The sequence below is a fragment of the Paraburkholderia polaris genome (assembly GCF_012927345.1).
Taxonomy (GTDB): domain Bacteria; phylum Pseudomonadota; class Gammaproteobacteria; order Burkholderiales; family Burkholderiaceae; genus Paraburkholderia; species Paraburkholderia polaris.
The window spans coordinates 167,560-193,904 of record NZ_JABBGJ010000011.1; the positions used below are offsets into that span (position 1 = coordinate 167,560).

The following is a 26,345-nucleotide window of genomic DNA, read 5'->3' on the forward strand; positions in this document are numbered from 1 at the left end:
AATCTGTCAAATCTGCGGTAAAACAGCACATTCCAAAAGCTGAATCCCTTGCTGGGCGGGGGTTTCAGCCATTCTGTCTAATATATAGAGAGCGTTCCTCTGGGAGGATGCACAGGATAACATGACATACAATTTAAACAGCGTAATTGCGGAGGCAGCAGACCGAGCAATTGATCCAGATAGACTGAAGTACCCGAATCTGTTCAATACGAGAGAAATTAGCAGTGAGGAAATAAATAGGCATCAAGCTCTCTATGGGGCGGGTGTTAAAACTATTGAGCATCCATATCAATTCATTGGCCGGTTAGCGGCTAGTGTCAACAAGATCATTCCTATTGATGACCCAAAATACATTCCGGTAACGGGTCAATATAGGGTTGTACCTAAATCGAAGCTAAAGACTGCCGGTTGGTTCCATGAGAAGGGCTTTAGTCGGTCTGCCGTCACCACAGTTGAGCCGGATATGTGGCTGGATACAACGACTGGCGAACTCATTACCAAGAAGGTGGCCCGCGAGTCCGGTATTCGTATTCCTATGGTTAAGTCCATATCAGAGCGCATGCTAGATACAACTTGTCGAATCCAACAATGCGCCCCTAGCGAGAGAGAGTTTGTCACCTACGTTCTTAAGATGCGTAATCGCAGAGGTGGTCTTGTAGTTGACCTTGATACTGTGGTTGCTCTATGGATATCGCATAAATATCCAGAAATGCGCAGTACAGATAAGTCACGTAAACGCAGGCGTCTAGCCGCAATCCTAGAGAAACGCAGAATTATGGTCAACAGCCAAACTCTAGCGAGCGACTTGCAAGTGTTGGGTAATCCGACAAAACAAGAAATAATCGAAGAGTCGGCCCGCGTATTCGATGTACTTAAGCCAAAAGCTAAACCGGTTGTTAGTTCTCGCCGCACATTTAGCGGTTGAGGATAGCAAACGCGCAGTTAAAGTAGTTGTCCGCCAACATACAAGTCAACGCGTTGTGCTGGCCCACATTCGTCCTCGATTGATAGTGTTATTCGCGGTAAGACGCGCGGTTCGATAACTTGCCCTACACGATCAAGGGATTTATATTTGTTCGGGTTTTGGCAAAAGTCACGCTATATATATATATAGTCGTCGTGCGCGGCGGCTCCGTAATACTTGCTAGGCTGGTACCGTGGGCGGTTAGATGCGCGAGCGCTTCTTGGCTGTCCACGTCTGGGCACACCATGCATTGCCTCGCTTCGTCCATGTGACGTGCTAGCTGCGCTTAGCGGGGAGCCCTCCGGTGCTGCGGCGTTGCCGGGTCAGGATCGCGAAGTGACGAACGCGGCGTGCATATGCATTACAATCGTGCGGCAGGGAACTGCGAGCGCTGCATGGTGTGCCTCCTTCTAGGGCTGCCAAATTTTTGATCGCCAACGCAACTCCATGACCGTGCAAAATTAATACTGTGGAGAATTTCTTGCTCGACTCGTTGGTTATCGGCTCCCCCAAGCGAAAGAAGAACTCGCAATCTGGCTGGACTGATTTTTTTCCATACTACGCTGGGTTTCCTGAGGACTTTGCAAAGAACATTCTGCAAAGCAGTGGCCTTCCATCATCCGCAGTGATTTTTGACCCTTGGAATGGAAGCGGTACGACGACATACGCCGCCGCTCAGTTGGGCTACGCTTCATGCGGAATTGACCTTAACCCGGTAATGGTTCTTGTGGCGCGGGCGCGAAGCCTCGCAAGAACCGAAGCGGACAGCATCGCGCCGCAGGCTAAGAGTTTGACAAAGGACGTATCGCGGCTCGCGATCAAGATACGGGAGAACGACCCGCTATTGCAGTGGTTCGACGTGGAAACAGGGAACGTTATTCGTGCCATCGAATCCCGCATACGGTCGCGCTTGGTTGGAACGGATGCTGCGGACCTCAGAGCGCAGTTTGACAAAATTTCGTGTTTTGCTGCGACTTTCTACGTAGCTCTCTTTACGATTTGTAGGCGTTTAACTGCACCGTATCGGTCAAGCAACCCAACTTGGCTAAAAACCCCGAAGGGCGACGAGGCCAAGCTAACAATTTCAGCGAAGGATATATGCTCAGCCTTCGTGGCGCAAGCAACGTGCATGGCTGATGCGTTGCAAAAGTCCAGCTTTCTGATTGATCCTGCCAGGGTTAAAATTGCTGTTGGCAACACTACAGAATTCAAAGTGAGTGGATTGGCGGATTTGATTTTGACTTCGCCGCCATACTGTACCAGGATCGACTATACTGCTGCGACTCGAGTTGAGTTGGCCTTAATAAGCACACTGCTGACTGAAAACCGTGACGACCTGAGCAGGCAGATGATCGGTTCAATTAAGGTGCCGGATAAAATAATTGAGCCGTCCATTTTTTGGGGTGAAACTTGCTTAAAATTTCTGGATCGGCTGAGGTCGCACGATTCAAAAGCTTCGAAAGGCTACTATTATAAGACGCATCTTGATTATTTCGAAAAAATGTCAAGGTCGATTTACAATATGCGGGCCAGCATGAAGCGGAATGCGATCGCCATTATGGTTGTGCAGGACTCTTACTACAAAGACCTACATAATGACGTGCCGACAATTCTGGGCGAGATGGCAGAAAATATTGGATTTAAGATGCGAAGACGGGAGGATTTCATTCAGGGAAATTCCTTTCTCGGAATCAATTCGCGATCCAGGATATATAGAGACACTTCCCGGGCGGTTGAGTCGGTGATTTGTTTCGAAAAATAGGAAAGTATAAAATTATGAAGGCCAACGCTTCGCCAATGTCGGTTGCTGATTACTGCAGCGCTCTGCAAGAAAAGAAAATTATTGTCAACTCTGATTATCAGCGGAAGGACGGGTTGTGGACGGCGCCGGCAAGGTCCTTCTTTATTGAGTCTATTTTGCTCGAATATCCGATACCGAAGTTATTTGTATACGCAAAATTGGATTTGAAGACAAAGGGCGTGATTAAGGAAATTGTTGACGGACAGCAGCGCAGCCAGGCGCTTATGATGTTCTACGAGAATAAGCTGATCTTGTCGAAGAACCTCGAAACAGAGGAGCTTCGGGGTATGCGCTATAACAAGCTTTCCGAAGAATGGCAGACTAAGTTTCTTTCTTATCAGTTGCCAGTCGATCAATTCGCCGGAGTGCCTGAGAATGAAGTGAGAGAAGCCTTCAGGCGAATGAACGCCAACAATGTCCCCTTGAATGCGGAGGAGCAACGAAACGCACGCTACCAAGGCGATTTTAAATGGTTTATCAACGGCCTGGCTGAAGTATTTAAGGAGTCGCTGCTGAGCATTGGCGTCCTATCTCGACGCGATATGATACGCATGACCGACCTGCGACTGTACGCGGAAATCGTCCTTACTATGGACGAGGGCTTCATAACGGTTAAGGGGGCTCAACTTGACCGTATCTACAAGAAATACAATGCCGGATTTGAGCAGGCTGACGAACTGAACGAAAAAATAAAGTACGGAATCGAGTTTGTTTTGCATCATGAAATTCTGCATGATGATGTACTTCTTCGAATGCATGTTTTTCAATCTCTTGTGCTGGCTGCAATTGCGGTCCGCTTCGGCGGCGATTTTGGCGACAAAGCGGAGGTAGATTACAACGAGATGAACGCGGAAATTGTTGCGCACAATTTTCCTATTGAGACACTCATATCTAGTTTGCAAGAGCCCGAGGATTTCCCCGCGTTGACGAAATTTGTAGGCGCGAGTTCCGAGGCAACCAACACTGGTGCCGCGCGCGCAATTCGATTCCTCTATTTCAAACAGGCACTTAAGAACTTGGTCTGATTATTATGCGCGCGTCAATGCATTTGGGGCGTTTGCATAGTGCCGCCCAGTATCGGATTAAACGATTGAGGGATCTTTTTCAGTCTCTTCCCGGGCTCAATCCAATAGAGAGGGGGCGGAGGCTTTCGTATATCGCGATAGAGTTGGATAATTTGAACATATGTGCGCTTAGGGAATTCACCATTAGCACTGTCCGGAAAGCAAAATCGGTATCCGGGGCAAAGATTTCGGTATCTTTGAATATCGGCCCGGAGGACGAAATTGCAGCATACATGCTATCCGTAACGAATAGCGTGAAGTATGCGAAAATGCACTCGCCAGCTCGCATAAAGCGCAGCGACGAGCAAGCGATTCGCGATCCAAAGCAAATTGAAAAAATTTTGATTGCTTGTTCTGCCAGCAATTTGCCGTCCTTGCAGAATGCTTTGGCGCTTAACTCAAGCATGTTTCGCGACTTAAAGTTTGTTCGCCATTTTTATGCCCATAGAAATCTCGACACCTTCACCAAAGCCGCTACAAACGCAGCAAGCTTGGGGGTATTAAACCTTGACCATCCGGATAAGATTCTTCTGCACGTCATGAGTGGCAAAACGCACTCAGTAATTGAGGAATGGTTGGCAGACGCAAAGATTTTTTACGAGTACCTTATGCAATGATTGTGAGTTGTTCGCTTTCCATGTCGCCTCTATTGGTACATAAGAAGCGGTAGCGCCGCGCCAATAACGGTTGTTATCGCTCCCAACGCCACTGCAATCGCCGTCCAGCGGGCCGCCCGTTTATTAAGCTCGGCAGCCTCGCTCCCTGCACGTAACGCGCCGTCTAACCAATTTAGTGCGGTTTGCGAGATGTCGCCCACAGGTTCTATATTTCCGTAGCGAGCATACGCTGGGATAACCTCAATCTTGCTCGATTCGTACCACAGTCGAGCGGCCCAAATTCCGGTAAATGCGGGTAAGAGGGAAAGCAACCCGATAACGATAAGTATCTTCATTGTATTTGTTTCGACAGGGTATTGGCTTGGCGTTAGTCAGCAAATTTAGGACATGGCCGCCATAGTTTAGCAATCTCCTCAATCGGGATCGTTTCAAGAGAATTTGAGCGTTGTCCTGACATGTCCGTGTGTTCGCAATATTGCTGACAATAATATGTACTCCATATAAAATAATTGCTTAGTGGTCGCACGCCTGGTTACACTCAGACCTTGACCTGGAGGAGCGATGAAAACCGTCCTTATCCTGATGGCTCAATTTGGGCCACGCGTTGCCATACCAGTCGAAGACGTTAGGCGGGAATATTTCTCGCACCTAGAGCTAGACAAGTTTCTGGAGAAGATCGCGCGTGCAGATATACCGCTGCCCGTCACACGGGTAGACAAAAGTCGGAGGACCGCAAAATTTATCGGCATGGTGGACTTGGCGATGTACCTAGATGCGCAGATGGAGGCGGGGCGGAAGGAGTACGAACAGATGAAGGCCGCAGCGGGTAGCGGGCCGGATGGATGCCAGCGGTTCGCGGACCTAATGTTTAAGCGACGCTAGCGCTATGAATACTGCGTTTTTACTTCTTGCCCAATTCGGAGCGCGGGCCGTGGTACCACTGGAGGAGGTCAGGCGCGAGTACTTCCCCCATTTGGAGCCGGATAACCTAACTCGCAAACTCACAAGTGGGGAGATTACCCTCCCGGTTGTGCGTGCTGATAGGAGCAAGAAAACGGCGCGAGGCGTCCACATTCAGGACCTAGCCGAGTACATAGACGCTCAACGTGCGGCGGTTTTAAAGGAACGCAATCAGCTTTGCGGCGTCAGCTAGCGGGAGTTGAGCGATGGATAAAGACCTGTGGTCGCACATTCTCAAAGGTATCTGCGGTGGGCCAGATATGCGGGTTCCTGCGTATCCAGGTGGGTATCAGCCTCCCGCCGCTGGCTTGGCCTTTGCGCGCCTCGTAGGTTACTTCGAGCTTGGTCAGCATGAGGAGGGAAACTTAGAAAGCGAGATGGTTCTCCGCGATCAGGTAGACCTCGTATTTGAGCTGAGCGGCCCGAATCACCCGCCGCGTAAATTGGATGACGGTACGTTGATTCCGCACCGTGTCACGGTTCGAGAAACCCTCTCGCTAGACCCTTGGGCCAATTTCTTTAAGCTCTTTAGCATGATGAACGAGGCGCACGGGAGCTTTGCTAGGCACATGGTTCAAATGTTGAATAAGGCGTTTGTCGTTGAGGTGTTCCACCGTAGGAGCAAGGATGGAAAGAAAGTGTACGCTGGCCTCAAGGGCCCTGACGGTTACACCGTGCACGGAACGACTCTACTAGACGAGGAGACGGGCGAGACCCAAACGGTAGACGTACCGCCCGCAATCACCGAGCTTAAAGCGTTCATTTGGGATTTGGCTAATAAGGCCATGTGGGATTCCATCCATATCCCGGGCTTCTACGAGGAGCGTAAGAACGAGAAGGGCGAAGTTATCAGCCCCAAGCGCTCTAAGAACGTTCTCCAAGAGAGAATCATGTCCGCTAAGAACTGGCCGGAACATCCATTGGCCGAGCTTGCGAAGCTGGGGCCGGACCCGGAGGCGCCTAGCCAGGAGGAGTTGGAAAGGCGGCGGGAGGCGGAGCTTAAAGAATATCAAGCGAGGAACGTCAAGGCTCTTAAGGACGCGATAGATAGCGCTATCAGGGCCGCGCGGTCATCGAACAAGCGGCCCCCGAAGTCAACTTAGCCCAACTTCTTAGCCAAGTCCTCCGCCCGGAGGTGCGTGTAGCGCTTGAGCATATCGAGCGTTTTATGACCGGTGATAGCCGCAACCTCCATGATCCCTAGGCCGCGCTCAAATAGGCGGCTGGTTGCTTCGTGCCGTAGATCGTGGAAAACGAGGTCAACCATGTAAGCGCCATCTGGCGGCACGCTCTTGGACTTGCATTGTTTTTCATGTCGCTTACGCTCTCTACGCACTGCCCGTACAAACGCCTGTGTAGTCGATCCCGGCTTTACGGCGAATAGCGGCCCGGTGTCGCCCTCGGACGTTCCCCAAGCGCGCTCAACAATGACAAGCGCGCGAGAGGATAGCGGGACGGTCCTAGGCTTGTCCGTCTTGGTCTTTGGGAGAAATGCCGTATGGCGCAGGCGGTCTATCCGCTCCTTTCTCAGGGACAGAATTTCAGACCGGCGCATAGCGGTCTCAACTGCAAGGCTTATGACAGAAGCAAGCTCGGGTGAGCCGGTACCGGAGATAAGGGCATCTATTTCGGTCTGAGAGACGCGCCTGTCCCGCCCCTCGGGCTTCCTAGGCTTAACAATGCGAGGGATACCGCCTGGCAATACAATGCCCCACTCTGACGTAGCAATACGCAAAGCGCGATTCAGAAGGTTTAGTTCGTGGACTACGGTTTGTGGGGCGCGAACCTTGAGCCGGTCATTACGATACGTGGCGAGGATAGAGCTTGAGAGCGCAGTGAGCTTGTATGCCCCTACGTGGCCTTTTAAAGTCTTGGCTCGGCCAGTATCGCTGGTACCGCTGCGCTTGGTTGCGGAAATTTCAAGGAGGTATCTATCCAGTATCTCCGCAACAGTCGTGGCCTCAGCCTCCGCGCTCGCTACGAAAGTCCCACGGGCTATATCGGCCTCAATGCTCCGTCCCCAGGCTACAGCATCGGCTCTCGATGAGAACGTCTTGGACCGGCTGGGATATCCCTTTTTACGTACCTGACATAACCACTTGTCGCGCACCTTGGTAATGGTTGCCATGCGGCCTCCGAGAGGTCGCCGGTGTGAACAGAGTGTGAATAAACTGGTCTCAGCTGGATAGAAGGCAAGCCCAGCAAGGGATTGCCGCCCGTTAGCATCGGCCTTCTAAGCCGAGGGTGGGGGGTTCGAGTCCCTCCTGCCGTACTTCAAATGCCTGGCGCCGCGCATCGAAGCCTCACAGCTGCGATGCGCGCTTGGCCGTTTACCCTGCCGGCTGCACGTCGATAGAATCGACCCGGTTCGGATAGAAGGCCAGATGCTGGGTGATCTCTTTCACGGCCGCGTAGGGCGACTCGTAAGTCCAGACCGCATTTACACTCCGCTCGCCGCCAATCGGAATGCTGTAGTACGCGCAATCGCCTTTATATGGGCAATAGGTCGTGTGATCGGTGCGTTCCAGCAGCGTCATCTCGACGTCGTTGCGCGGAATGTAATACACCGCCGGATACGATGCCTCACGCAGCACGAGCGCATTGCGTGTATCCGCGATCACGCGGCCGGCTACCGTGACCACCACATGGGCTTTGTCCGGCTCGACTGTGATCGGATGATCGGGACCGGGGACCTTGATGGTTTTTTCAGTCATGCTGTCGAACTCCTGGATGAGTGGGCAAACCTGCAACACGTTGCTAAGGGTTTCGAGCTGCCATCGGCGGGAATGATCGCGCCCTGCGTCGAAGCATACGCCGCTCATGAAAATGCGGTGTGTCACCGCTTGGGTCTATGACGAATCGCGTGCGCCGTCTTGCGCCCTCTCGTGCTCCACGCGACGAAAACAAAAAAGGGCAGCCGAAGCTGCCCCGTCAAAGTCCCATCATCAGGCGGACTGTTGCTTACTCGCTTTGTCTGTTGGTGAAGTGCGGGCCGCTTAACGTCGGCGGCTCAATTTCCGGGCGCGTGTTGCCGTCCGCTCGTCGCCAGCCATTTACTGCTTGATGTTCAACGCGGCCGTCAGATCGCCCATCGGCTTGCTGCCGTTGCTGACCAGCGCAGCATCACGCGTGGCGATGCCCGGCAGCGTCGGCAGCGAGAAGCGGTGCGTGATGAAGCGCAGAATCGATGTCGTGTCGTATTGCGTGTGATCGACGAAACCCTTCTTCGCGTACGGCGAGATGATCAGCGCCGGAATCCGTGTGCCAGGACCCCAACGGTCGGCCTTCGGCGGCGCCACGTGATCCCAGAAGCCGCCGTTTTCGTCATACGTCACGACCACCAGCATGTTGTTCCACTGCGGGCTTTTCTGCAGATGCGAGATCACGTCGGCAATGTGCTGGTCGCCCGACGCGACGTCGGTGTAACCCGGGTGCTCGTTCAGGTTGCCCTGCGGCTTGTAAAACGACACTTGCGGCAGCGTGCCGGTGTCGATCGCCTTGATGAACTCGGAACCTGCCATCCCGCCGTCGAGCAAGTGCTGCGAACGGTTCGCGGAGCCCGGTGCGAGATCGGCGAAGTAGTTGAACGGCTGGTGATGCGGCTGGAAGTTCGGCGCCGTCAGATTCGCGCCATAGATCACGTTCGACGTGCCGGTTTGCGCCGCCGACACCGCTGCGCCCCACGCGCCGCCGTACCACGCCCACGACACCTTCGCGTTGTTCAGCAAGTCGCCGATGTGCTGTTGCGTCTGGGGCGGCAGCGTGGTGGCGGCAGTCGGGTCGGCGAGGTTGGCGTCGCCGCCCGAAGCCGCCTTGTTGCCGCTCGGCTGATACGGCGGCTGCATCGTGTTGATCGCGTAGAAGTCCGGCGTCAGATTGCCCGAGAGCGCGTATTTCGGCGGACCGCTCAGCGCCGAAGCCGGCGAGTTGGTCGCGACCTTCAGCGTGACGCCGTCGCTTTCGACCGACGAGATCGAGCCGGCTGCCGGGCTCTTGTCCGCATTCGGATAGGTCGGCGTGCACGCGCAAACCAGCCACTGGTGATTCAGGAACGAGCCGCCGAACGCGCCCATGAAGAAGTTGTCGGCCAGCGTGTATTGCTGGGCGATCTTCCACAACTGCAACTTGTCGGCGTTGAGCGTGTAGTGACCCATGACGAGGCCGCCGGAATCCGCCCATGCGGCGAACTTGTCGTTTTTGCCGCCATTGATCTGCATCTGGTTTTCATAGAAGCGGTGATACAGATCGCGCGTCGTGGCCGTGATCGGCGTGTTGAAGCCCTTCGGATCGTCGATGGCGAACGGGCCGTTCGGCAGGTTGGCCGTCATCGCTTGCGTCACAACCGGTGTCACGCCGGTTTGCGTCAGACCGTTCCACACTTGCGGCAGTGTTGCGAGCGGCGTGCCGTTGCGGTCGACCTGCGTGGCGCTCGCCGCCGTCACGTTCGACAGACCGTTGGCGCCCGGGAAGTTGCCGTAGAGATTGTCGAAGCTGCGATTCTCCGCGTAGATCACCACGACCGTCTTGATCGACGTGATGTCCGGTTGCGCGGTGACATTGTCGCCGCCGCACGCATACAGACTCAACGCTGCTGCGATCGCGATAGGCGTCGCGCAGATCAGTTTTTTGTTCATTGGGTATGTGTTCTCTCTCTCTCGCGTTGGGGACGGGCCGCGTGCATTGCTTACACGAATGGCCGCGAGCGAAAGTTTGAACAATGAATTTGACAGAAAGATGTAATTAATTACGAATTGCTTATGTTTTGTTATTCCAGTCGGCTATATGTCATTTAACCGACATGTCGATGAAATACGCTCGCGGACTTCAATATCGCAAACTCACATCATTCATATGCGGCTTGGTCTCACGGGGATTCGGAAAACTGCGGTTCAACCGCGGGCGCTGCGGCGCGTGGTGGCGGCAGGCATGGGCGCGGTGCTGGCGATCGCGCTCGCGGCAATGACCATGACGCTGGCAGCGTGCGATGCAGGCTCGCCGGCAGTGGGGGCGAATGCAGAGGCAGAAGCGGGGACCAAGGCAGAAGCGGGGACCAAGGCAGATGGGAGTGGCAACGCGCAGGTGAACACCAAGGCTGATGTGAACGCCAGCGCCAGCGCCAATGCCGGCGTCGAGGCGCAGGCGAGCGCGTCGCGGGCAGCTGCGTCCATGGCGGCCTCTGCCGTGAAAGTGGCGGCTCATGAAGCCGGTCAGACCCGCGCTCAAGTCTACGAATCCGTGCGACAGATGACGGCACTCGGCAAGCAGCTGTTCTTCGACGCATCGCTATCCGGCTCGGGAAAACTGGCCTGCGCGTCGTGCCACAGTCCCGAACACGGCTTTGCGCCGGCGAATTCGCTGTCGGTACAACTGGGCGGCAACGACATGCACCGCACCGGCATGCGCGCCGCGCCGACGCTCAAGTATCTGCAATCGGTGCCGGCGTTCGCCGAGCACTATCACGAGTCGGACGACGAAGGCGACGAAAGCGTGGATGCCGGGCCGACCGGCGGCTTGACGTGGGATGGCCGGGTCGACCGCGGCTCGGACCAGGCGCGCATTCCGCTGCTGTCGTCGTTCGAAATGGGGAGTACACCGGCGAAGGTCGCGGCGGCGGTGAAGGCCGCGTCGTATGCCGACGCATTCCGCGCAGCATTCGGCGAGCCTATTTTCGATAGCGACGACGCCACCTTCAAAGCCGTGTTGCAAGCGCTGGAGACCTTCGAGCAGACGCCCGAGCTTTTCTACCCGTACACCAGCAAGTACGACGCGTATCTGGCGGGCAAAGCACAGCTGACTCAGGCCGAGCTACGCGGTCTGCAGCTCTTCAACGACGAAAAGAAGGGCAATTGCGCGAGCTGTCACATCAGCCAGCGCACCATGGACGGCGCGCCGCCGCAGTTCAGCGACTTCGGTCTGATTGCGATCGGTGTGCCGCGCAACCGCGCGCTGCCGGTGAATCGCGATCCGCATTTCTACGACCTCGGCGCATGCGGGCCCGAGCGCACCGACCTGAAGGGCCGCGCCGAGTTTTGCGGCATCTTCCGCACGCCGACGCTGCGCAACGTCGCGTTGAAGAAGAGTTTCTTCCACAACGGCATCTATCATTCGCTGGATCAGGTGGTGCGCTTTTATGTCCAGCGCGACACGAATCCGGAAAAGTTCTATCCGGTCTCGAAGGGCAAAGTGCAGAAGTTCGACGATCTCCCGCAGCGTTACTGGGTCAATCTGAATACCGAGCCGCCGTTCGATCGCAAACCGGGCGACAAACCGGCGCTCGACGAAGCGGAAATCAAGGACGTGGTCGCGTTTTTGAACACGCTTACGGATGGATATAAGGCGGGAGATGGAGCAGGAAATAATCGGGGAAATAAAGCGGCCGCGAATTGATCAACGGACGATGGCCGGGCGGCCGGTCGGGGCGGCATGTGGCGCCGCGGGCGTGGTCAGTTGCCTGCGTCGGCAAGGATGTAATAGCAGCCGACCAGCAGCAGTGCGAACGACATGAGGAGGCATGCCATGCCGGCGCGTGTCAGCAGATTAGGCCAGCGCGCGCAAGGGAGGTTGTCCATTTGCACCACGCGCCGTGCAAGACCGGGATCGCGGGCGATGGCGAACGGCACGAGCGCGACACAAAAAAGCGCGAGCGCGACGGCGAAGGTTTTGAGAGCAAACGAGATGTCCATAAGGCGGCGTGGGTAGCTTGATCGGCGCGGCAGCGCGAGAGAGACCTATCTTAAGAAGACGTTTCATAAGAAGATATGAGACTCGTCCTAAATCTGAGCAGCCGTCGTTCCCGTTCGTTCCCGATTGGCGGGAGCCTGACGCTGCAGGCTTCCGCAGGTCGCCGCGAGGCCGCTCCCGGGCGGTCACTTCGAGGGTGACATGCTATGCTTTTGGGGTCCAGATCACGAGCCGCCGTGAGCGCGCTCGAGAACAGCCGAACTATTCTTCGAGGAGAACCCTTCATGTCGATGCGAATCCGTGCCCTGTTTCACCTGACCGTCGGTGGCCTGCTGCTTGGCGGCGCCATCGGCGCACAAGCGGCGAACCTCGGTTTTCTGAACGACACGCCGATCAGCTACATGAAGCAACGCGACGTCGATTCGATCAAGAACGCCGTCTTCACCGCCTTGAATGACAAGCAGGACGGCGAAAGCGCGAGCTGGGTCAATGAAGGCACCGGCAACAGCGTGAAGATCGACGCGACGATCACCATCGCCAGCACCGCGAAGGACGGCGAGCGCACCTGCCGCGACGTCGGTGTCGTACTGAATGCGAAAGGGCAGTCGATGAACCTGCGTCCGCAGTTCTGCAAACAGGGTAGCGGCAACTGGCAGTTGCAGAAAAAGCGCTGAGCGTGCGGGCCGGTATGACAACGCGCGCCGGTTTGCCGCCGGGGCAGCCTGAAGCCGCGCGTCCTTGCGGCGCGTTGCGTCGATGAGCGCGCGGGTCGTCTCGTGTGGCGTCGTACTGCTCGACCCCGACGGACGGGTGCTGCTCGCGCACGCCACCGAAACGTCTCACTGGGACGTTCCAAAAGGGCACGGCGAAGAGGGCGAGGCGCCTCACGTCACGGCATTGCGCGAGATGGTCGAGGAGACCGGTATCGTGATCGAGCCCGAGCGTCTGAAGGATCTCGGGCTGTTCGTTTACCGGCGCGACAAGGATCTGCATCTGTTCGCGGCGCGTGCGACTGCCGACGAACTCGATCTGACTTCGTGCACCTGCACGTCGCTGTTTCCGCGCCGCTCTGACGGCACGCTGATTCCCGAAATGGACGCATACCGCTGGGCCGCGCCGGAGGAAGTCGAGCGGTACGCGAGCCGCAGTCTCACGCGTCTCTTTCAGACCACGCTTTCACTCGTTGAACTGCATCGAACGCTATAGCGGCGGATGTGTCGATTTGGCTGTAGCGCCGGCGGCACCGGAATCACAACCGGCAACAGCAATGTCCGCGCTCAGTCGAGCGCGCGGTCGTTCGGATGCGCGAATAGCGTGCGGTTCTGTTCCGACAGCGGGAAATTCAGATTGATGCCGTGCGGCGGAATCGGCTGCGTGAACCACTGGTTATACAGACGCTCAGCGTCGCCGGCAGTCTGGCCGCGTGCGATTACCCCGTTCACGAGCATGCGGAACGGCTCGTCGCCTTTGCGGAACATGCAGGCGTAGACTTCGTAGCCGAGCGGCGTGCCGGTCACCACGAAGTCTTCGGGGTGCGGGTCGGTCGATTTGAAACCGTACACGATCGGCTCGTCCATCACGAAGGCCACCGCCCGGTCATCCTTGAGCGCGGCGAATGCTTCCTGATGATCACGCGCGCTCGTAATGCGCATGTTCAGGTGCTTCTCGGTGTTCAGGCGGCGCAGCAGGCGCTCGTCGGAGGTGCCCGCGGTCGTCACCACAGTCTTGCCGGCCAGGTCCGGAAAATCCGTGATCCCGCTGCTCTTGTGAGCGATCATGCGTACCGCGTACTGGAAGAAGCTGTTCGAGAAGGCGGCCACGTTTTCGCGTTCCACCGTGTGCGTGGTCGAGCCGCATTCCAGATCGATCTGGTTGTTCAGCAACATCGGTGTGCGGTTCGACGAGGTCACCGTGACTTCGTGCACCTTCAGTTGCGGCAGGCCGAGCGTTTTCTTGATTTCGTCGACGATCTGCAGCGCGATGGTTTGCGAGTAGCCGACCGTGCCCTTGCCGTCGAAGTACGAAAAGGGAATCGACGCTTCACGCACGCCGAGTACGACCACGCCGTCGTCGTGGATTTTCTTCAGCGTACCGGTGAGTTCTTCCGCGTGAGCAGGGCAGGCGAGCGACGCCGCGCCGAACGCGACCAGCGCGACGAGTGCGCAACGCATGCTTTGTGCGACGCGTGCGGCGCAAATCATGCGCCTGGCAGGAACGGTGCGCGCATGACGCGTGCCTCGTGCTGCGTCCCATGCATTGGGCCCGCGGCGGGCTGCAACTTTCATCGGGCCTCCCGGACTGGCGCGGGCATGCAGGCCGCGCTGTCACTGTCGATGCAACATGATGCAACGAAACGGCGTGCATCCCGCTCACGAAATGCACGCCGTATTCAACTTCAGATGCGCTTCGCGCTGTAATTGCTCCAGCTTACGCCGGCTTGCCCCAACTGTCGCGCAAGCTGACGATGCGATTGAACACGGGCTTGCCCGGTTTCGAATCGACGCGGTCGGCGACGAAATACCCATGGCGCTCGAACTGAAAGCGCTGTTCCGGCAGCGCGTCGCGCGCACCCGGTTCCAGGTAGGCGTTGACCACGCGCTTCGAATCCGGATTCAGCGCTTCGAGGAAGTCGCGGCCGCCGGCGTCCGGCTGCGGTTCCTTGAACAGACGGTCGTAGATGCGCACTTCGGCCGGACACGCGGTCGCCGCGCTGACCCAATGAATGTTGCCCTTGACCTTGTAGGTGTTCGCGCCTTCGGTGCCCGACTTGCTGTCCGGGAAGTAGTTGCAGTGGACGGCGACGATGTTGCCGTTCTCGTCTTTATCCGCACCGATGCACTCGATCACATAGCCGTAGCGCAGACGCACCTTGTTGCCCGGGAACAGGCGGAAGTAGCCCTTCGGCGGCGCTTCGTTGTAGTCGTCGCGTTCGATCCACAGTTCGCGCGAGATCGGGAACTCCCGAACACCCATTTCCGGATGATGCGGGTGAACCGGCGCATTGCACTGCTCGGTCACGCCTTCGGGGAAGTTGTCGATGATCAACTTGACCGGATCGAGCACGGCAGCAGTGCGCGGCGCCTTGTCGTCCAGATCGTCGCGCAGCGCGCCTTCGAACACGCTCATGTCGATCCACGAGTCGACCTTGGTCACGCCGATACGCTCGCAGAACAACTGGATCGCTTCCGGCGTAAAGCCGCGACGGCGTACGCCGACGATGGTCGGCATGCGCGGATCGTCCCAGCCCTCGACATGGCCTTCGGTCACCAGTTGCAGCAGTTTGCGCTTGCTGGTGATCGCATAGGTGAGGTTCAGGCGCGAAAACTCGATCTGTTGCGGCAGCGGGCGCGCGAAAATCCCGGCTTCGGCCAGCTCGTTCAGAATCCAGTCGTACAGCGGACGGTGGTCTTCGAACTCGAGCGTGCACAGCGAATGCGTGATGTTTTCCAACGCGTCCGAGATGCAGTGCGTGTAGTCGTACATCGGGTACACGCACCATGTGTCGCCGGTGCGGTAGTGGTGCGCAAAGCGGATCCGGTAGATGACTGGGTCGCGCATGTTGAAGTTCGGCGACGACATGTCGATCTTCGCGCGCAGCACATGCTCGCCTTCCTTGAACTCGCCGGCTTTCATGCGGCGGAACAGGTCGAGGTTTTCCTGCACCGAACGCTCGCGGAAGCGCGACGGCGTGCCGACTTCGGAGGCCGAGCCGCGGTTCGCGCGCATTTCTTCGGCCGACTGGCTGTCCACATACGCCTTGCCGCGTTCGATCAGCAGTTCGGCGAACTCGTACAGTTTGTCGTAATAGTCGCTCGCGAAGTAGAGCTGCTCCTTGCCGCCTTTTTCCCACTCGAAACCGAGCCAGCGCACGGAGTCGATGATCGAGTCGACGTACTCGACGCTTTCCTTTTCCGGATTCGTGTCGTCGAAGCGCAGGTGGCACACGCCGCCGTAGCTGCGCGCGACGCCGAAGTTCAGGCAGATGCTCTTGGCGTGACCGATGTGCAGATAGCCGTTCGGCTCAGGCGGGAAGCGCGTTTCGACGCGCTGACCCCACTTGCCGGTGCGGTTGTCTTCGTCAATGATGTTGCGGATGAAATTAGATGCCGCTGGCGCGTCGTTGCGTTCGGTATTCATGCGAGAAGGTGAAAGTCTGTCGGGGGCGCGCAATGCGCCCACTTATTCGTCAATTCTACCTGACGAGTTCGCTCGCGGCAGGCGAGTGCGGCGCGCAGCCAACGTTTGAGCGCTTTCGACCGCTTTTGGGGGCAGGCGGGATACTGCAAGCCGGGGTTAAGGTGCTGTAACAGGAGGTAAAACGTTTTGTTGGCGCGGGCGCCGGCGACTTAGGATGCGGACGGCGCACTCTCCACCCGCTCGCCGCTCAACCTTTTCCGGGGTAGCGCAGCCCACGCCCTGTCGCGCAGCGCGTGCTCGCGCAGCCGCAATCCAGCCAGGTCACGCTCCCCCTTGTCGTTTTGCACGAACCTCTGCCGTTCGTGCAACATGGCGCTCTCAGTTCCCGGAGTTTCTCGGATGTCCGTTCCGTCGCATGATGCGCCTCGCGCGCCTTTCGCCTCTTTGTCTTTTGGCCGAATCGTGACGGCCACGGCCGTCTTCGCCGGGCTCGCCGGCAGCTTCGTCGCGGCCCCTGCGCTCGCGAAAACGCCTCCGCCCAAGGCCGTGCTGGACGCGTCGGCGGTGGCCGTGCCGGATCGCTACAGCGCCGACACCGCGCAGCAGATCTTCGCCGCCGGCGGCAACGCGGTGGATGCCGCAGTGGCGATCGCCTTCACGCTGGCCGTGACCTGTCCGGACGCGGGGAATATCGGCGGCGGCGGGTTCATGACGGTGTTTATGGACGGCAAGCCATATTTTCTCGACTACCGCGAGCGAGCGCCGCAACAGGCCACCCGCGACATGTACCTTGACGATAAGGGCACCCTCATACCGGGTATGAGCCTCGTCGGCCATCGCGCGGTGGGTGTGCCGGGCACCGTCGAGGGCATGTGGGAAGCGCAGCAGCGCTTCGGCAAGCTGAAGTGGAAGCAGGTTCTGGCGCCCGCGATCCGTTACGCCACCGACGGCTTTAAGGTCGAGCCGTGGTTGCAGCAGCGCCACGACGAGGTGGCGAAGAATTTCGCCGGCAAGACGAACTTCGACGCCTACTTCTCGAACCTGAAGGCGGGCGTGATGTACCGCCAGCCAGAACTCGCGCAAACCCTCTCGCGCATCGCCAGCGACGGCGGCCGTGAGTTCTACGAAGGCCGCACCGCGGATCTGATCGCCCAGCAGATGTACGGTCACGGCTTGGTCACGAAGCAGGACCTGATTCAATACAAGGCCGTCTGGCGCCAACCGCTCACCGCCGATTGGCATGGCTACAAGGTCGTGACCGCGCCGCCGCCGAGTTCGGGGGGCGTCGGACTGATCCAGATGCTGAAGATGAAAGCGGATCTGAAGCCGGCGTTCGACGGCCTCGAGCTGAATTCCGTGCCGTATATCCATCTGATCGCGCAGATCGAAGATCGCGTGTTCGCCGATCGCCAGCAATACATCGGCGACCCCGATTCATACAAAGTGCCGGTCGACAAACTGACCGACGACGCGTACCTCGCGCAACGCGCCGATGAAGTGAAACCCGACGAAGTGCCGGGCGCCACGCCCGTCAAAGGCGGCCTCGGCGATGCGCTGCCGGAAAAAGCGCAAACCACGCATTTTTCGGTGGTCGACAAGTGGGGTAACGCCGTGTCGAACACCTACACGCTGAACGGCTCCTTCGGTTCCGGCGTGGTGGTGGACGGCGGCGGCTTCGTGCTCAACGATGCGATGGACGACTTCGTCACTAAACCGGCTGCCGCCAGCCCATCCGGCGCAACGGCTGACGACCTGAACACGGTGGCGCCGGGACGCCGGCCGCTTTCATCGATGACGCCGACCATCCTGTTGAAGGACAACAAGGTGTCGCTCGTGATCGGCACGCCCGGCGGCTCGCGAATCCTCACGTCGATCTTCCAGGTGATGACCAACCTGTACGACTTCAATATGACGCCTACCGACGCTTTGGCAGCGATGCGATTCCATCATCAGTTGCTGCCGCCGAAGACGATCTATTTTGAGCCGTACCATCCGATCACCGGCGAACTGGCCGATCAGTTGAAAGCCAAGGGCTACACGCTGGAAGGGCAGTCGTTCAACGGGGACGTGCAGATGATTCGCGTCGAAGGGGCGACGGCCGAGCCGGTGGCCGATCCGCGCGGCGTGGGCGTGGGCCGCGTGATGCCTTGAAGCGCGGGTTTGGCCGGGAGAAGCAACTCTTTGTAGAAGCGAACTGCGGAGACATACTGCAGCGCACTTGCGAAATGCGCTTGCGAAATGCGCTTGCGAAATGCACTTGAACAACCCACCTGAAAAACGAACTGCGACGGGGAACGCGATGAGCGGACAAAAACTAAACGTACTCGTGCTGCCGGGCTACCAGAATTCCGGCGTGGGGCACTGGCAGACGCGCTGGGAAGCGCTGGATCCCGCCTTCGTGCGCGTGCAGATGCCGGACTGGGACCATGCGGCGCGCGACGCATGGTGCCGCACGCTCGACGCAGCGGTGGCCGCAGCCGACTCGCCAGTGGTGTTCGCCGCGCACAGCCTTGGCTGCCTGACGACCGCCTTCTGGGCGTCGCAGTACGCGAGCGCAGCACAGCTTGCGAAGGTGGCGGGCGCGCTGCTGGTCGCGGTGCCCGATCCGTCCGCGGCACATTTTCCGCGGGATGCCAGCGGTTTCGCACCGGTGCCGCTTACACGCTTGCCGTTTGCGAGCATCGTTGTGGCGAGCAGCGACGATCCGTACGGCGGCGTGCCGTTCTCGCAAACTTGCGCGAACGCGTGGGGCAGCCGCTGGATCGATATCGGGCCGCGTGGCCATATCAATGCCGACAGTGGGCTCGGCGATTGGGACGAGGGGCGGCGCTGGCTGGCTTCATTAGGCGAGCGGCGGTGAGTCCTCATTTGCGCTGATTCGGCGGGCGTTCGGCGCACGCCGAAGCGTGCCAACACACGTTCGCTGTTCTGGCGCCGAGTTGCCCGCGTGCGGCATCGGCATGTGACTGGCTACGTTGGGGGCGCCGCCGCTCCATGTCTCGCTCTCGACGCACCGGCCGGTTTGGCTACGTTGCGAGTGAGTTGGCACCCCCGCCAGCGTCACTGAAAACCCGCGCCGCCCAAGCGGGCCTCAAATCACGGACTGCTCCCGCAGCCTGGCAATCTGAGCCTCGTCATAGCCGAGCACGTCGCGCAGGATGCTGTCGGTGTGTTCGCCGAGCGTCGGCGGATGGGACAGCGCTTCGGGCGGCGTGCCGGTCATATTGATCGGATTGCGCACCAGTTTGACCGTGCCGCCCGACGGATGCGGCAGATCGACCCGCATGCCGCGCGCCAACACCTGCTCGTTCTCGAACACTTCGCCCAGATCGTTGATCGGCCCGCACGGCACGCCGGCTGCTTCCAGCGCCGCGATCCATTGCTGCTTGCCTCGCAGGCGCACCATGTCGGCAAGGATCGGCACGAGAATGTCGCGGTGGCGCACGCGAGCCGGGTTGGTCGCGAATCGCTCGTCGTCGGCGAGTTCGGGGCGGCCGCCTGCCTCAACGAACTTGCGGAACTGCCCGTCGTTGCCCACCGCGACGATGATCCAGCTATCGCTGGTCTGGAAGGTCTGGTAGGGCACGATGTTCGGATGCGCATTGCCCCAGCGCACGGGCGGCTGGCCGCTCGCCAGGTAATTCGAATTCATGTTGGCCAGCATGGCCACCTGCACGTCGAGCAGCGCCATGTCGATGTACTGGCCTTCGCCCGTTCTGTCGCGGTGCGTGAGCGCCGTGAGCACGGCGATGGTCGAATACATGCCGGTCATCAGGTCGGCAATCGCGACGCCGGCCTTTTGCGGGCCGCCGCCCGGCTGGCCGTCACGCTCGCCGGTAATGCTCATGAAGCCGCCGATGCCTTGCACGATGAAGTCGTAGCCGGCGCGCTGCGCATACGGCCCGGTTTGGCCGAAGCCGGTCACCGAGCAGTAGATCAGATCGGGCTTCACTTCTTTGAGCGACGCGTAATCGAGACCGTACTTCTTCAACTGCCCGACCTTGTAGTTCTCCAGCACCACGTCGCTTTGCGCGGCCAGTTCGCGGATGATCCGCTGGCCTTCGGGCGAAGCGATATCGACGGTGACCGAGCGCTTGTTGCGATTCGCCGCGAGGTAATAGGCGGCTTCACGTGTGTCGGCGCCTTCCGGCGTTTTCAGGTACGGCGGCCCCCAGTGGCGGGTGTCGTCGCCGACTTCGGGTCGTTCGATCTTGATGACGTCGGCGCCGAAATCGGCGAGCGTCTGTGCGCACCAGGGCCCGGCGAGCACGCGTGTGAGATCCAGCACGCGGATATGACTGAGAGCGCCCATATTCTTCAATGTCTCCTGTGTAGCCGAAGCGGCGCGCATGTCGCCGCGGATGTGGGCAATCTTAAGCGATTCCCGCGCGCCGGCGCAGTCAGCCGAACGGCATAGGACGCGCGGCGCGCCTTGCCGTGCCGCCCGCTACCCGGCCAAACCTGGCCGAATGGCTAACGGCACGGGGCCGCCGCCGCGCGCGGGCGCCGATCCCGTATAATCAGTCGTTTAAGAAACAAACAGTTGGCGCATCCCCATGATGCCGCCGGTAACAGCCAGGGAACTGGCAAACCCGTCCCCCGCACGCTATGAAAGCCGCCGAAATCCGCGAGAAATTCCTCAAGTTCTTCGAATCGAAGGGCCATACGATCGTTCGCTCGTCGAGCCTTGTGCCCGGCAACGACCCGACACTGCTCTTCACCAATTCGGGAATGGTGCAGTTCAAAGATGTGTTCCTCGGCGCGGAATCGCGTCCGTATTCGCGCGCCACAACCGCGCAGCGCAGCGTGCGCGCCGGCGGCAAGCACAACGATCTGGAAAACGTCGGCTACACCGCGCGTCACCACACGTTCTTCGAAATGCTGGGCAACTTCTCGTTCGGCGACTACTTCAAGCGCGACGCGATCCACTACGCGTGGGAGTTGCTGACGGGCGTGTACCAGTTGCCTAAAGACAAGCTGTGGGTCACCGTCTATCACGAAGACGACGAGGCGCACGACATCTGGGCGAAGGAAGTGGGCGTGCCGGTCGAGCGGATCATCCGCATCGGCGACAACAAGGGCGCGCGCTACGCGTCGGACAACTTCTGGCAGATGGCCGACGTCGGCCCGTGCGGCCCGTGCTCGGAAATCTTTTACGACCACGGCCCGGACGTGTGGGGTGGCCCGCCGGGATCGCCTGAGGAAGACGGCGACCGCTACATCGAGATCTGGAATCTCGTGTTCATGCAGTTCAGCCGCGACGCCCAAGGCAACATGACGCCGCTGCCCAAGCAATGCGTGGACACCGGCATGGGTCTCGAGCGCATCGCAGCCGTGCTGCAGCACGTGCACAGCAACTACGAGATCGACCTGTTCCAGGCGCTGATCAAGGCGGCTGGCCGCGAAACCGGCGTCACCGATCTGACGAACAACTCGCTGAAGGTGATCGCCGATCACATCCGTGCCTGCTCGTTCCTGATCGTCGACGGTGTGATTCCGGGCAACGAAGGCCGCGGCTACGTACTGCGCCGTATCGTGCGCCGCGCGATTCGCCACGGCTACAAGCTGGGCAAGAAGGGTTCGTTCTTCCACCGCATGGTGCCGGACCTGGTCGCGCAAATGGGCGAAGCCTATCCGGAACTGAAGGACGCTGAGCAACGCGTGACCGACGTGCTGCGTCAGGAAGAAGAGCGCTTCTTCGAGACCATCGAGCATGGCATGTCGATTCTCGAAAGCGCGCTGGCCGATCTGGACGCGAAGGGCGGCAAGACGCTCGACGGCGAACTTGCGTTCAAGCTGCACGACACCTACGGCTTCCCGCTCGACCTGACGGCAGACGTGTGCCGCGAACGTGAAGTGACGGTAGACGAAGCCGCTTTCGACGAAGCAATGGCGCGTCAGCGCGAACAGGCTCGCGCGGCTGGCAAGTTCAAGATGGCACAGGGTCTCGAATACTCGGGCGCGAAGACCACGTTCCACGGCTACGAAGAAATCGTCTTCGACGACGCCAAGGTCATCGCGCTGTATGTCGACGGCGCGTCGGTGAAGGAAGTGAATCACGGCCAGCAAGCTGTCGTCGTGCTGGACCACACGCCGTTCTACGCGGAATCGGGCGGCCAGGTCGGCGACCAGGGCGTGCTGGCGAACGCGAGCGTGCGCTTCGCGGTGACCGACACGTTGAAGGTGCAGGCTGACGTGGTGGGCCATCACGGCACGCTGGAGCAGGGCACGCTGAAGGTCGGCGACGTCGTGAAGGCGGAAATCGATGCGGTGCGTCGTGCCCGCACCCAGCGCAATCACTCGGCCACCCACCTGATGCACAAGGCGTTGCGTGAAGTCCTCGGCTCGCACGTGCAGCAGAAGGGTTCGCTGGTCGATCCGGACAAGACCCGTTTCGACTTCGCGCACAACGCGCCGATGACCGACGAGCAGATCCGTCAGGTCGAAGCGATCGTCAACGCGGAAGTGCTGGCGAACGCGCCGGGCATTGTGAAGGTCATGCCGTTCGACGAAGCGGTGAAGGGCGGCGCGATGGCGTTGTTTGGCGAAAAGTACGGCGACGAAGTGCGCGTGCTCGACCTCGGTTTCTCGCGCGAGTTGTGCGGCGGTACGCACGTGCATCGCACGGGCGACATTGGCCTGTTCAAGATCGTGATGGAAGGCGGCGTGGCTGCCGGCATTCGTCGCGTGGAAGCCATCACGGGCGATAACGCCGTCCGCTTCGTGCAGGATCTCGACGCGCGGATCAATGCGGCCGCGGCCGTGTTGAAGGCGCAGCCGTCGGAACTGACGCAGCGGATCGTGCAGGTGCAGGATCAGGTGAAGTCGCTGGAGAAGGAACTGAGCGCGTTGAAGTCGAAGATGGCTTCGAGCCAGGGCGACGAGCTTGCCGGTCAGGCAATCGAAGTGGCCGGCGTGCATGTGCTGGCTGCAACGCTCGAGGGCGCGGACGTGAAAACGCTGCGCGAGACTGTCGACAAGCTGAAAGACAAGCTGAAGAGCGCGGCGATCGTGCTGGCCTCGGTCGAGGGCGGCAAGGTGAGTCTGATTGCCGGTGTGACGGCGGACGCCAGCAAGAAGGTCAAGGCCGGTGAACTGGTCAACTTCGTTGCACAGCAAGTCGGTGGCAAGGGCGGCGGGCGGCCGGACATGGCGCAAGCTGGCGGTACCGAACCGGCGAATCTGCCGGCGGCGTTGGCAGGTGTGAAGGGTTGGGTCGAAGCCCAGCTTTGATTCGGGTTTGATTGGGCCATGCTGGGCGCAGGTAGTTTTTGCGTCCCGTGTGGCCCAAGTTGTTTTTGCCTTGGCGTGTCTTGCCGTGTGTCAACTTGGCCGGGCGCTGGCGCAAGTAATCGTTCTTTTTGCGCTGTTTGTTTTCCGCCGTAACGGGTGTAGGTGACCACGGCAGGATTCGCGGCGAACAGGCCAATTGCGGCGGCGGTTAGCGCTCACCGCTACCGCCTTGCAGGCAAAGCGTGTCAAGCAATGCCTACCGGTGCAGCGGCAGGCAACGCCACTGCATTCTCTCCCGACACAAGCGCTTGCCGCAGCGCATTGAGCGCGGACGAAAAATGCCCTCGTCGCCAGATGAGAAGCGTCTCGATCACGCCAATATCGGGAAGCTCATGAACTGCGATATTGCTCGCGTCGGTTTGCAGATCGAGCACTGATCGCGGAGCCACGGCCACCCCCGCGCCGGCGGCGACACAAGCCACAATCGCATGATACGAGCCGAGTTCTAAAACGCGAGCCGGCCTCACCCCATGCTCCAGGTACCACTTCTCGATGTAAGCCCGGTAAGCACACCCGCGCTCGAACGCAATCAGCGTCGATAAAGCAATATCCCGCACTTCGCGAATCGGCCGATGGCCTCGCGGCGACAGCATCACCAGCTCTTCACGGAAAACGGGCACCGTCTCGAACAATTCACCGAGCGCGGCAGGATCCAGCGGCGTCGCCACCAATGCCGCATCCACTTCGAATTCGCGGACCCGCTCGATCAGCTTGCCGGTCGTGCCGGTTTCGAGTTCCAGTGCGACATCCGGCCACCGCTGGTGATAACGCGCGAGCAAGCCTGGCAGACGCGTCGCCGCGACGCTTTCCATCGTGCCCAAACGCAAGCGCCCACTCGGACGATCCTCGCGCACCGCATGGCGCGCCTCGTCGGCGAGCGCGAGCAGACGCTCCGCGTAGGGCAGCAGCGTCTCGCCAGCTGGCGTCAAAACGAGGCGCCGGCCATCGCGGATGAACAGGTCGGTGCCCAGTTGCTCTTCGAGCTGCTTGATGCGCGTCGTGACGTTCGATTGCACGCGATTGAGCTTGGCAGCGGCGCGCGTCACGCCGTTTTCGCGCACAACAGCGCGAAAAATGGTCAAGGCGGCCAGATCCATGGTTCTCTCCTGGCGATGGTTGGTATCGGAATTATTCATTTTTCGTGATTGAAAGGTCAAGCTAATATGGATTCAAGAAACCGGTGACTGCCGCCCAGAATCCATTTACCGTCTGCTTATGAACGATCTCGCTTCCAGCGCGCACGACACTCCTGCCGAACCTCACGCCGCCCGCCGCGCGGCGCTTGCCTGCATGGTCACCTTGGCCGTGGTGCTCGGTATTGGGCGTTTTGCCTTCACGCCGCTCTTGCCGCTGATGCTTCACGGCAGCGCCTTCAGCCAGCCGCAGATCGATATCCAGCATGGCGGCTGGCTCGCGTCGTTCAACTACGCGGGCTATTTCGTGGGTGCGGTCACCTGTGCGGCGCTGCGGGTCGGTCCGGCGCGCATGGTGCGCGCGGGGCTTGTTGCGACGGTTTTGCTGACGCTGGCAATGGGCGTAACCAGCCAATTCTGGCTTTGGGCTGCCGTGCGCTTCGTCGCCGGCGCGATCAGCGCCTGGACCTTCGTGTTCGCTTCGCAGTGGGGCTTGCGGCGGCTCGCCGAGCTCGGCGAGCATGGGTGGAGCGGGGTGATCTATACAGGCCCGGGCGTGGGCATCGTCGGGACGGGTTTGCTGGTCAGCGCTGCGGGCGGCTACGGCGCGACGGCCGGTTGGATCGGTTTCGGTCTTATTGCGGCGGTGCTTTCGATCGTGGTCTGGCCCGTGTTCGGGCCTGTGACAGGCACTACCTCAAAGGGCGCGGCGCTTGCCACGGACGGGTCGACGTTCGCCTCTCATGCAAGTCAACGCTCGGCCGGCCAGCACTTCGCCGGGCAGCACGACACCGGCCAATACGCTGCAAATCAGCGACCCACAAGCTATTTCTCCGCCGCGAGTCAAAGCCCCGCCGCGAGCCCAAGCCCCGCCGCGAGTCAAAGCCCCGCCGCAAGCCCAAGCCCCGCCGCAAGCCCAAGCCCCGCCGCAAGCCAAAGCCGCGCCACAAGCCACCTGTCCCCCACAAACATCGCCCCGCACCGCGCCGATGCCTTCTGGCTGATCCTGCTCTACGGCGTGCCCGGTTTCGGCTACATCATCACCGCGACGTTCCTGCCGGTAATCGCGCGCCACGCGCTGCCCGGATCGTCCTGGCCTGATCTGTTCTGGCCGATGTTCGGCGCGGCCTTGATCGTCGGTGCGTTGCTCGCGGCACGTCTGCCGGTGCATTGGGATAACCGTACGCTGCTTGCCGCCTGCTACGTGCTGCAAGCCGGCGGTATTGTGCTCGGCATCGTCTGGCCCACGGCAGGGGGCTTCTCGCTCGGCAGCATCCTGATCGGTCTGCCATTTACGGCAATCACCTTGTTCGCGATGCGCGAAGCGCGGCGTCTGCATGGCGACAGTGCGGCCGGGCTGATGGGCTATGCGACCGCGGCGTATGGCGTGGGCCAGATCGTCGGCCCGCTGGTGGCCGCACCGATAGCCGAACACACGGGGTCTTTTTCGCCGGCTTTGTGGCTGGCGGCGGGGGCGTTGCTGCTGGGCGCGGTAGGCCTGATCATCGTGGCACGCATGCCGCGTGGGCGCGGTCGCATGCCCGATTGCGGCTGCAACTAACGGCTTTCCATGCGGCGCAGGCTGAGTCATATCCGGGGCGCCTCCCCCGGCGCTGCCTCGGGACATCTGATGCTTTAACGGTTTTCGCGCCTCCCCGATCGTCAATTCGTCGGCCCGAACTTCAGCGCGAGCAG

The 26,345-nt window shown here is 59.6% G+C and carries 22 protein-coding genes and 1 tRNA gene; 15 read left to right on the forward strand and 8 right to left on the reverse strand.

The window, feature by feature from the left end; genetic code table 11:
- Nucleotides 1-121: 121 nt before the first annotated feature.
- The 7 genes from HHL24_RS12555 to HHL24_RS12585 all read left to right on the forward strand — a co-directional run bounded on the left by HHL24_RS12555 (nucleotide 122) and on the right by HHL24_RS12585 (nucleotide 6,509).
- Entirely contained in the window at nucleotides 122-925 is an 804-nt protein-coding gene (locus HHL24_RS12555; protein ID WP_169485781.1) for a hypothetical protein, read from the forward strand.
- A gap of 520 nt (nucleotides 926-1,445) precedes the next feature.
- Nucleotides 1,446-2,726 (forward strand): DNA methyltransferase, encoded by a 1,281-nt coding sequence (locus tag HHL24_RS12560; protein ID WP_169485782.1) that lies wholly within the window; start codon nucleotides 1,446-1,448, stop codon nucleotides 2,724-2,726.
- Between the two features lie 14 nt (nucleotides 2,727-2,740).
- Entirely contained in the window at nucleotides 2,741-3,790 is a 1,050-nt protein-coding gene (locus tag HHL24_RS12565; protein ID WP_169485783.1) for a DUF262 domain-containing protein, read from the forward strand.
- 143 nt (nucleotides 3,791-3,933) lie between these two features.
- Nucleotides 3,934-4,446 (forward strand): hypothetical protein, encoded by a 513-nt coding sequence (locus HHL24_RS12570; RefSeq protein ID WP_169485784.1) that lies wholly within the window; start codon nucleotides 3,934-3,936, stop codon nucleotides 4,444-4,446.
- A gap of 561 nt (nucleotides 4,447-5,007) precedes the next feature.
- The gene (locus HHL24_RS12575; protein ID WP_169485785.1) at nucleotides 5,008-5,328 is read left to right on the forward strand and encodes a pyocin activator PrtN family protein; all 321 of its coding nucleotides are present in this window, start codon (nucleotides 5,008-5,010) and stop codon (nucleotides 5,326-5,328) included.
- Between the two features lie 4 nt (nucleotides 5,329-5,332).
- Nucleotides 5,333-5,599: a pyocin activator PrtN family protein gene (locus tag HHL24_RS12580; RefSeq protein ID WP_169485786.1), complete on the forward strand. Its 267-nt coding sequence runs from the start codon at nucleotides 5,333-5,335 to the stop codon at nucleotides 5,597-5,599.
- A 13-nt stretch (nucleotides 5,600-5,612) separates the two neighbouring features.
- On the forward strand, nucleotides 5,613-6,509 hold the full coding sequence (locus HHL24_RS12585) for a hypothetical protein (RefSeq protein ID WP_169485787.1): 897 nt from the start codon (nucleotides 5,613-5,615) through the stop codon (nucleotides 6,507-6,509).
- Here HHL24_RS12585 and HHL24_RS12590 read toward each other — a convergent pair.
- Entirely contained in the window at nucleotides 6,506-7,534 is a 1,029-nt protein-coding gene (locus tag HHL24_RS12590) for a site-specific integrase (RefSeq protein WP_169485788.1), read from the reverse strand. The genes HHL24_RS12585 and HHL24_RS12590 overlap by 4 nt on opposite strands.
- 61 nt (nucleotides 7,535-7,595) lie before the next feature.
- Here HHL24_RS12590 and HHL24_RS12595 point away from each other — a divergent pair.
- Nucleotides 7,596-7,675 (forward strand) — tRNA-Arg (locus HHL24_RS12595).
- A gap of 61 nt (nucleotides 7,676-7,736) precedes the next feature.
- On the opposite strand, the gene HHL24_RS12600 is transcribed toward HHL24_RS12595, so the two are convergent.
- Together HHL24_RS12600 and HHL24_RS12605 are read right to left on the reverse strand one after the other, a co-directional pair.
- Entirely contained in the window at nucleotides 7,737-8,120 is a 384-nt protein-coding gene (locus HHL24_RS12600) for a DUF427 domain-containing protein (RefSeq protein ID WP_169485789.1), read from the reverse strand.
- A 339-nt stretch (nucleotides 8,121-8,459) separates the two neighbouring features.
- Nucleotides 8,460-10,040, reverse strand: a complete 1,581-nt coding sequence (locus HHL24_RS12605; protein WP_169485790.1) for an acid phosphatase — start codon at nucleotides 10,038-10,040, stop codon at nucleotides 8,460-8,462.
- 292 nt (nucleotides 10,041-10,332) lie between these two features.
- On the opposite strand from HHL24_RS12605, the gene HHL24_RS12610 reads away from it, so the two are divergent.
- Entirely contained in the window at nucleotides 10,333-11,793 is a 1,461-nt protein-coding gene (locus HHL24_RS12610) for a cytochrome-c peroxidase (RefSeq protein WP_230417424.1), read from the forward strand.
- A gap of 56 nt (nucleotides 11,794-11,849) precedes the next feature.
- Here HHL24_RS12610 and HHL24_RS12615 read toward each other — a convergent pair whose 3' ends face one another.
- Complete coding sequence (locus HHL24_RS12615) at nucleotides 11,850-12,089, reverse strand: hypothetical protein (protein WP_169485791.1); 240 nt, start codon at nucleotides 12,087-12,089, stop codon at nucleotides 11,850-11,852.
- Nucleotides 12,090-12,371: 282 nt separating this feature from the next.
- Between HHL24_RS12615 and HHL24_RS12620 the strand changes: the two genes are divergently transcribed.
- Both HHL24_RS12620 and HHL24_RS12625 read left to right on the forward strand, forming a co-directional pair.
- Nucleotides 12,372-12,761, forward strand: coding sequence for an RT0821/Lpp0805 family surface protein (locus tag HHL24_RS12620; RefSeq protein WP_169485792.1), 390 nt, complete (start codon nucleotides 12,372-12,374; stop codon nucleotides 12,759-12,761).
- A gap of 82 nt (nucleotides 12,762-12,843) precedes the next feature.
- The gene (locus tag HHL24_RS12625) at nucleotides 12,844-13,293 is read left to right on the forward strand and encodes an NUDIX hydrolase (protein WP_169485793.1); all 450 of its coding nucleotides are present in this window, start codon (nucleotides 12,844-12,846) and stop codon (nucleotides 13,291-13,293) included.
- Nucleotides 13,294-13,364: 71 nt separating this feature from the next.
- On the opposite strand, the gene HHL24_RS12630 is transcribed toward HHL24_RS12625, so the two are convergent.
- Both HHL24_RS12630 and HHL24_RS12635 read right to left on the reverse strand, forming a co-directional pair.
- Entirely contained in the window at nucleotides 13,365-14,258 is an 894-nt protein-coding gene (locus HHL24_RS12630; protein ID WP_169485816.1) for a transporter substrate-binding domain-containing protein, read from the reverse strand.
- Nucleotides 14,259-14,514: 256 nt separating this feature from the next.
- Nucleotides 14,515-16,224 (reverse strand): glutamine--tRNA ligase/YqeY domain fusion protein, encoded by a 1,710-nt coding sequence (locus HHL24_RS12635; protein ID WP_169485794.1) that lies wholly within the window; start codon nucleotides 16,222-16,224, stop codon nucleotides 14,515-14,517.
- A 399-nt stretch (nucleotides 16,225-16,623) separates the two neighbouring features.
- On the opposite strand from HHL24_RS12635, the gene ggt reads away from it, so the two are divergent.
- Complete coding sequence (gene ggt, locus HHL24_RS12640; RefSeq protein ID WP_169485795.1) at nucleotides 16,624-18,375, forward strand: gamma-glutamyltransferase; 1,752 nt, start codon at nucleotides 16,624-16,626, stop codon at nucleotides 18,373-18,375.
- 148 nt (nucleotides 18,376-18,523) lie between these two features.
- Nucleotides 18,524-19,084: an RBBP9/YdeN family alpha/beta hydrolase gene (locus HHL24_RS12645; RefSeq protein WP_169485796.1), complete on the forward strand. Its 561-nt coding sequence runs from the start codon at nucleotides 18,524-18,526 to the stop codon at nucleotides 19,082-19,084.
- Between the two features lie 231 nt (nucleotides 19,085-19,315).
- On the opposite strand, the gene HHL24_RS12650 is transcribed toward HHL24_RS12645, so the two are convergent.
- A complete protein-coding gene (locus tag HHL24_RS12650) occupies nucleotides 19,316-20,536 on the reverse strand; it encodes a CaiB/BaiF CoA transferase family protein (RefSeq protein WP_169485797.1) in 1,221 nt (406 codons plus the stop codon).
- A gap of 296 nt (nucleotides 20,537-20,832) precedes the next feature.
- Between HHL24_RS12650 and alaS the strand changes: the two genes are divergently transcribed.
- The gene (alaS, locus tag HHL24_RS12655; protein WP_169485798.1) at nucleotides 20,833-23,457 is read left to right on the forward strand and encodes an alanine--tRNA ligase; all 2,625 of its coding nucleotides are present in this window, start codon (nucleotides 20,833-20,835) and stop codon (nucleotides 23,455-23,457) included.
- Between the two features lie 245 nt (nucleotides 23,458-23,702).
- Here alaS and HHL24_RS12660 read toward each other — a convergent pair whose 3' ends face one another.
- Entirely contained in the window at nucleotides 23,703-24,614 is a 912-nt protein-coding gene (locus tag HHL24_RS12660) for a LysR family transcriptional regulator (RefSeq protein WP_169485799.1), read from the reverse strand.
- Between the two features lie 118 nt (nucleotides 24,615-24,732).
- On the opposite strand from HHL24_RS12660, the gene HHL24_RS12665 reads away from it, so the two are divergent.
- On the forward strand, nucleotides 24,733-26,211 hold the full coding sequence (locus HHL24_RS12665) for a YbfB/YjiJ family MFS transporter (protein WP_169485800.1): 1,479 nt from the start codon (nucleotides 24,733-24,735) through the stop codon (nucleotides 26,209-26,211).
- Nucleotides 26,212-26,345 lie beyond the last annotated feature (134 nt).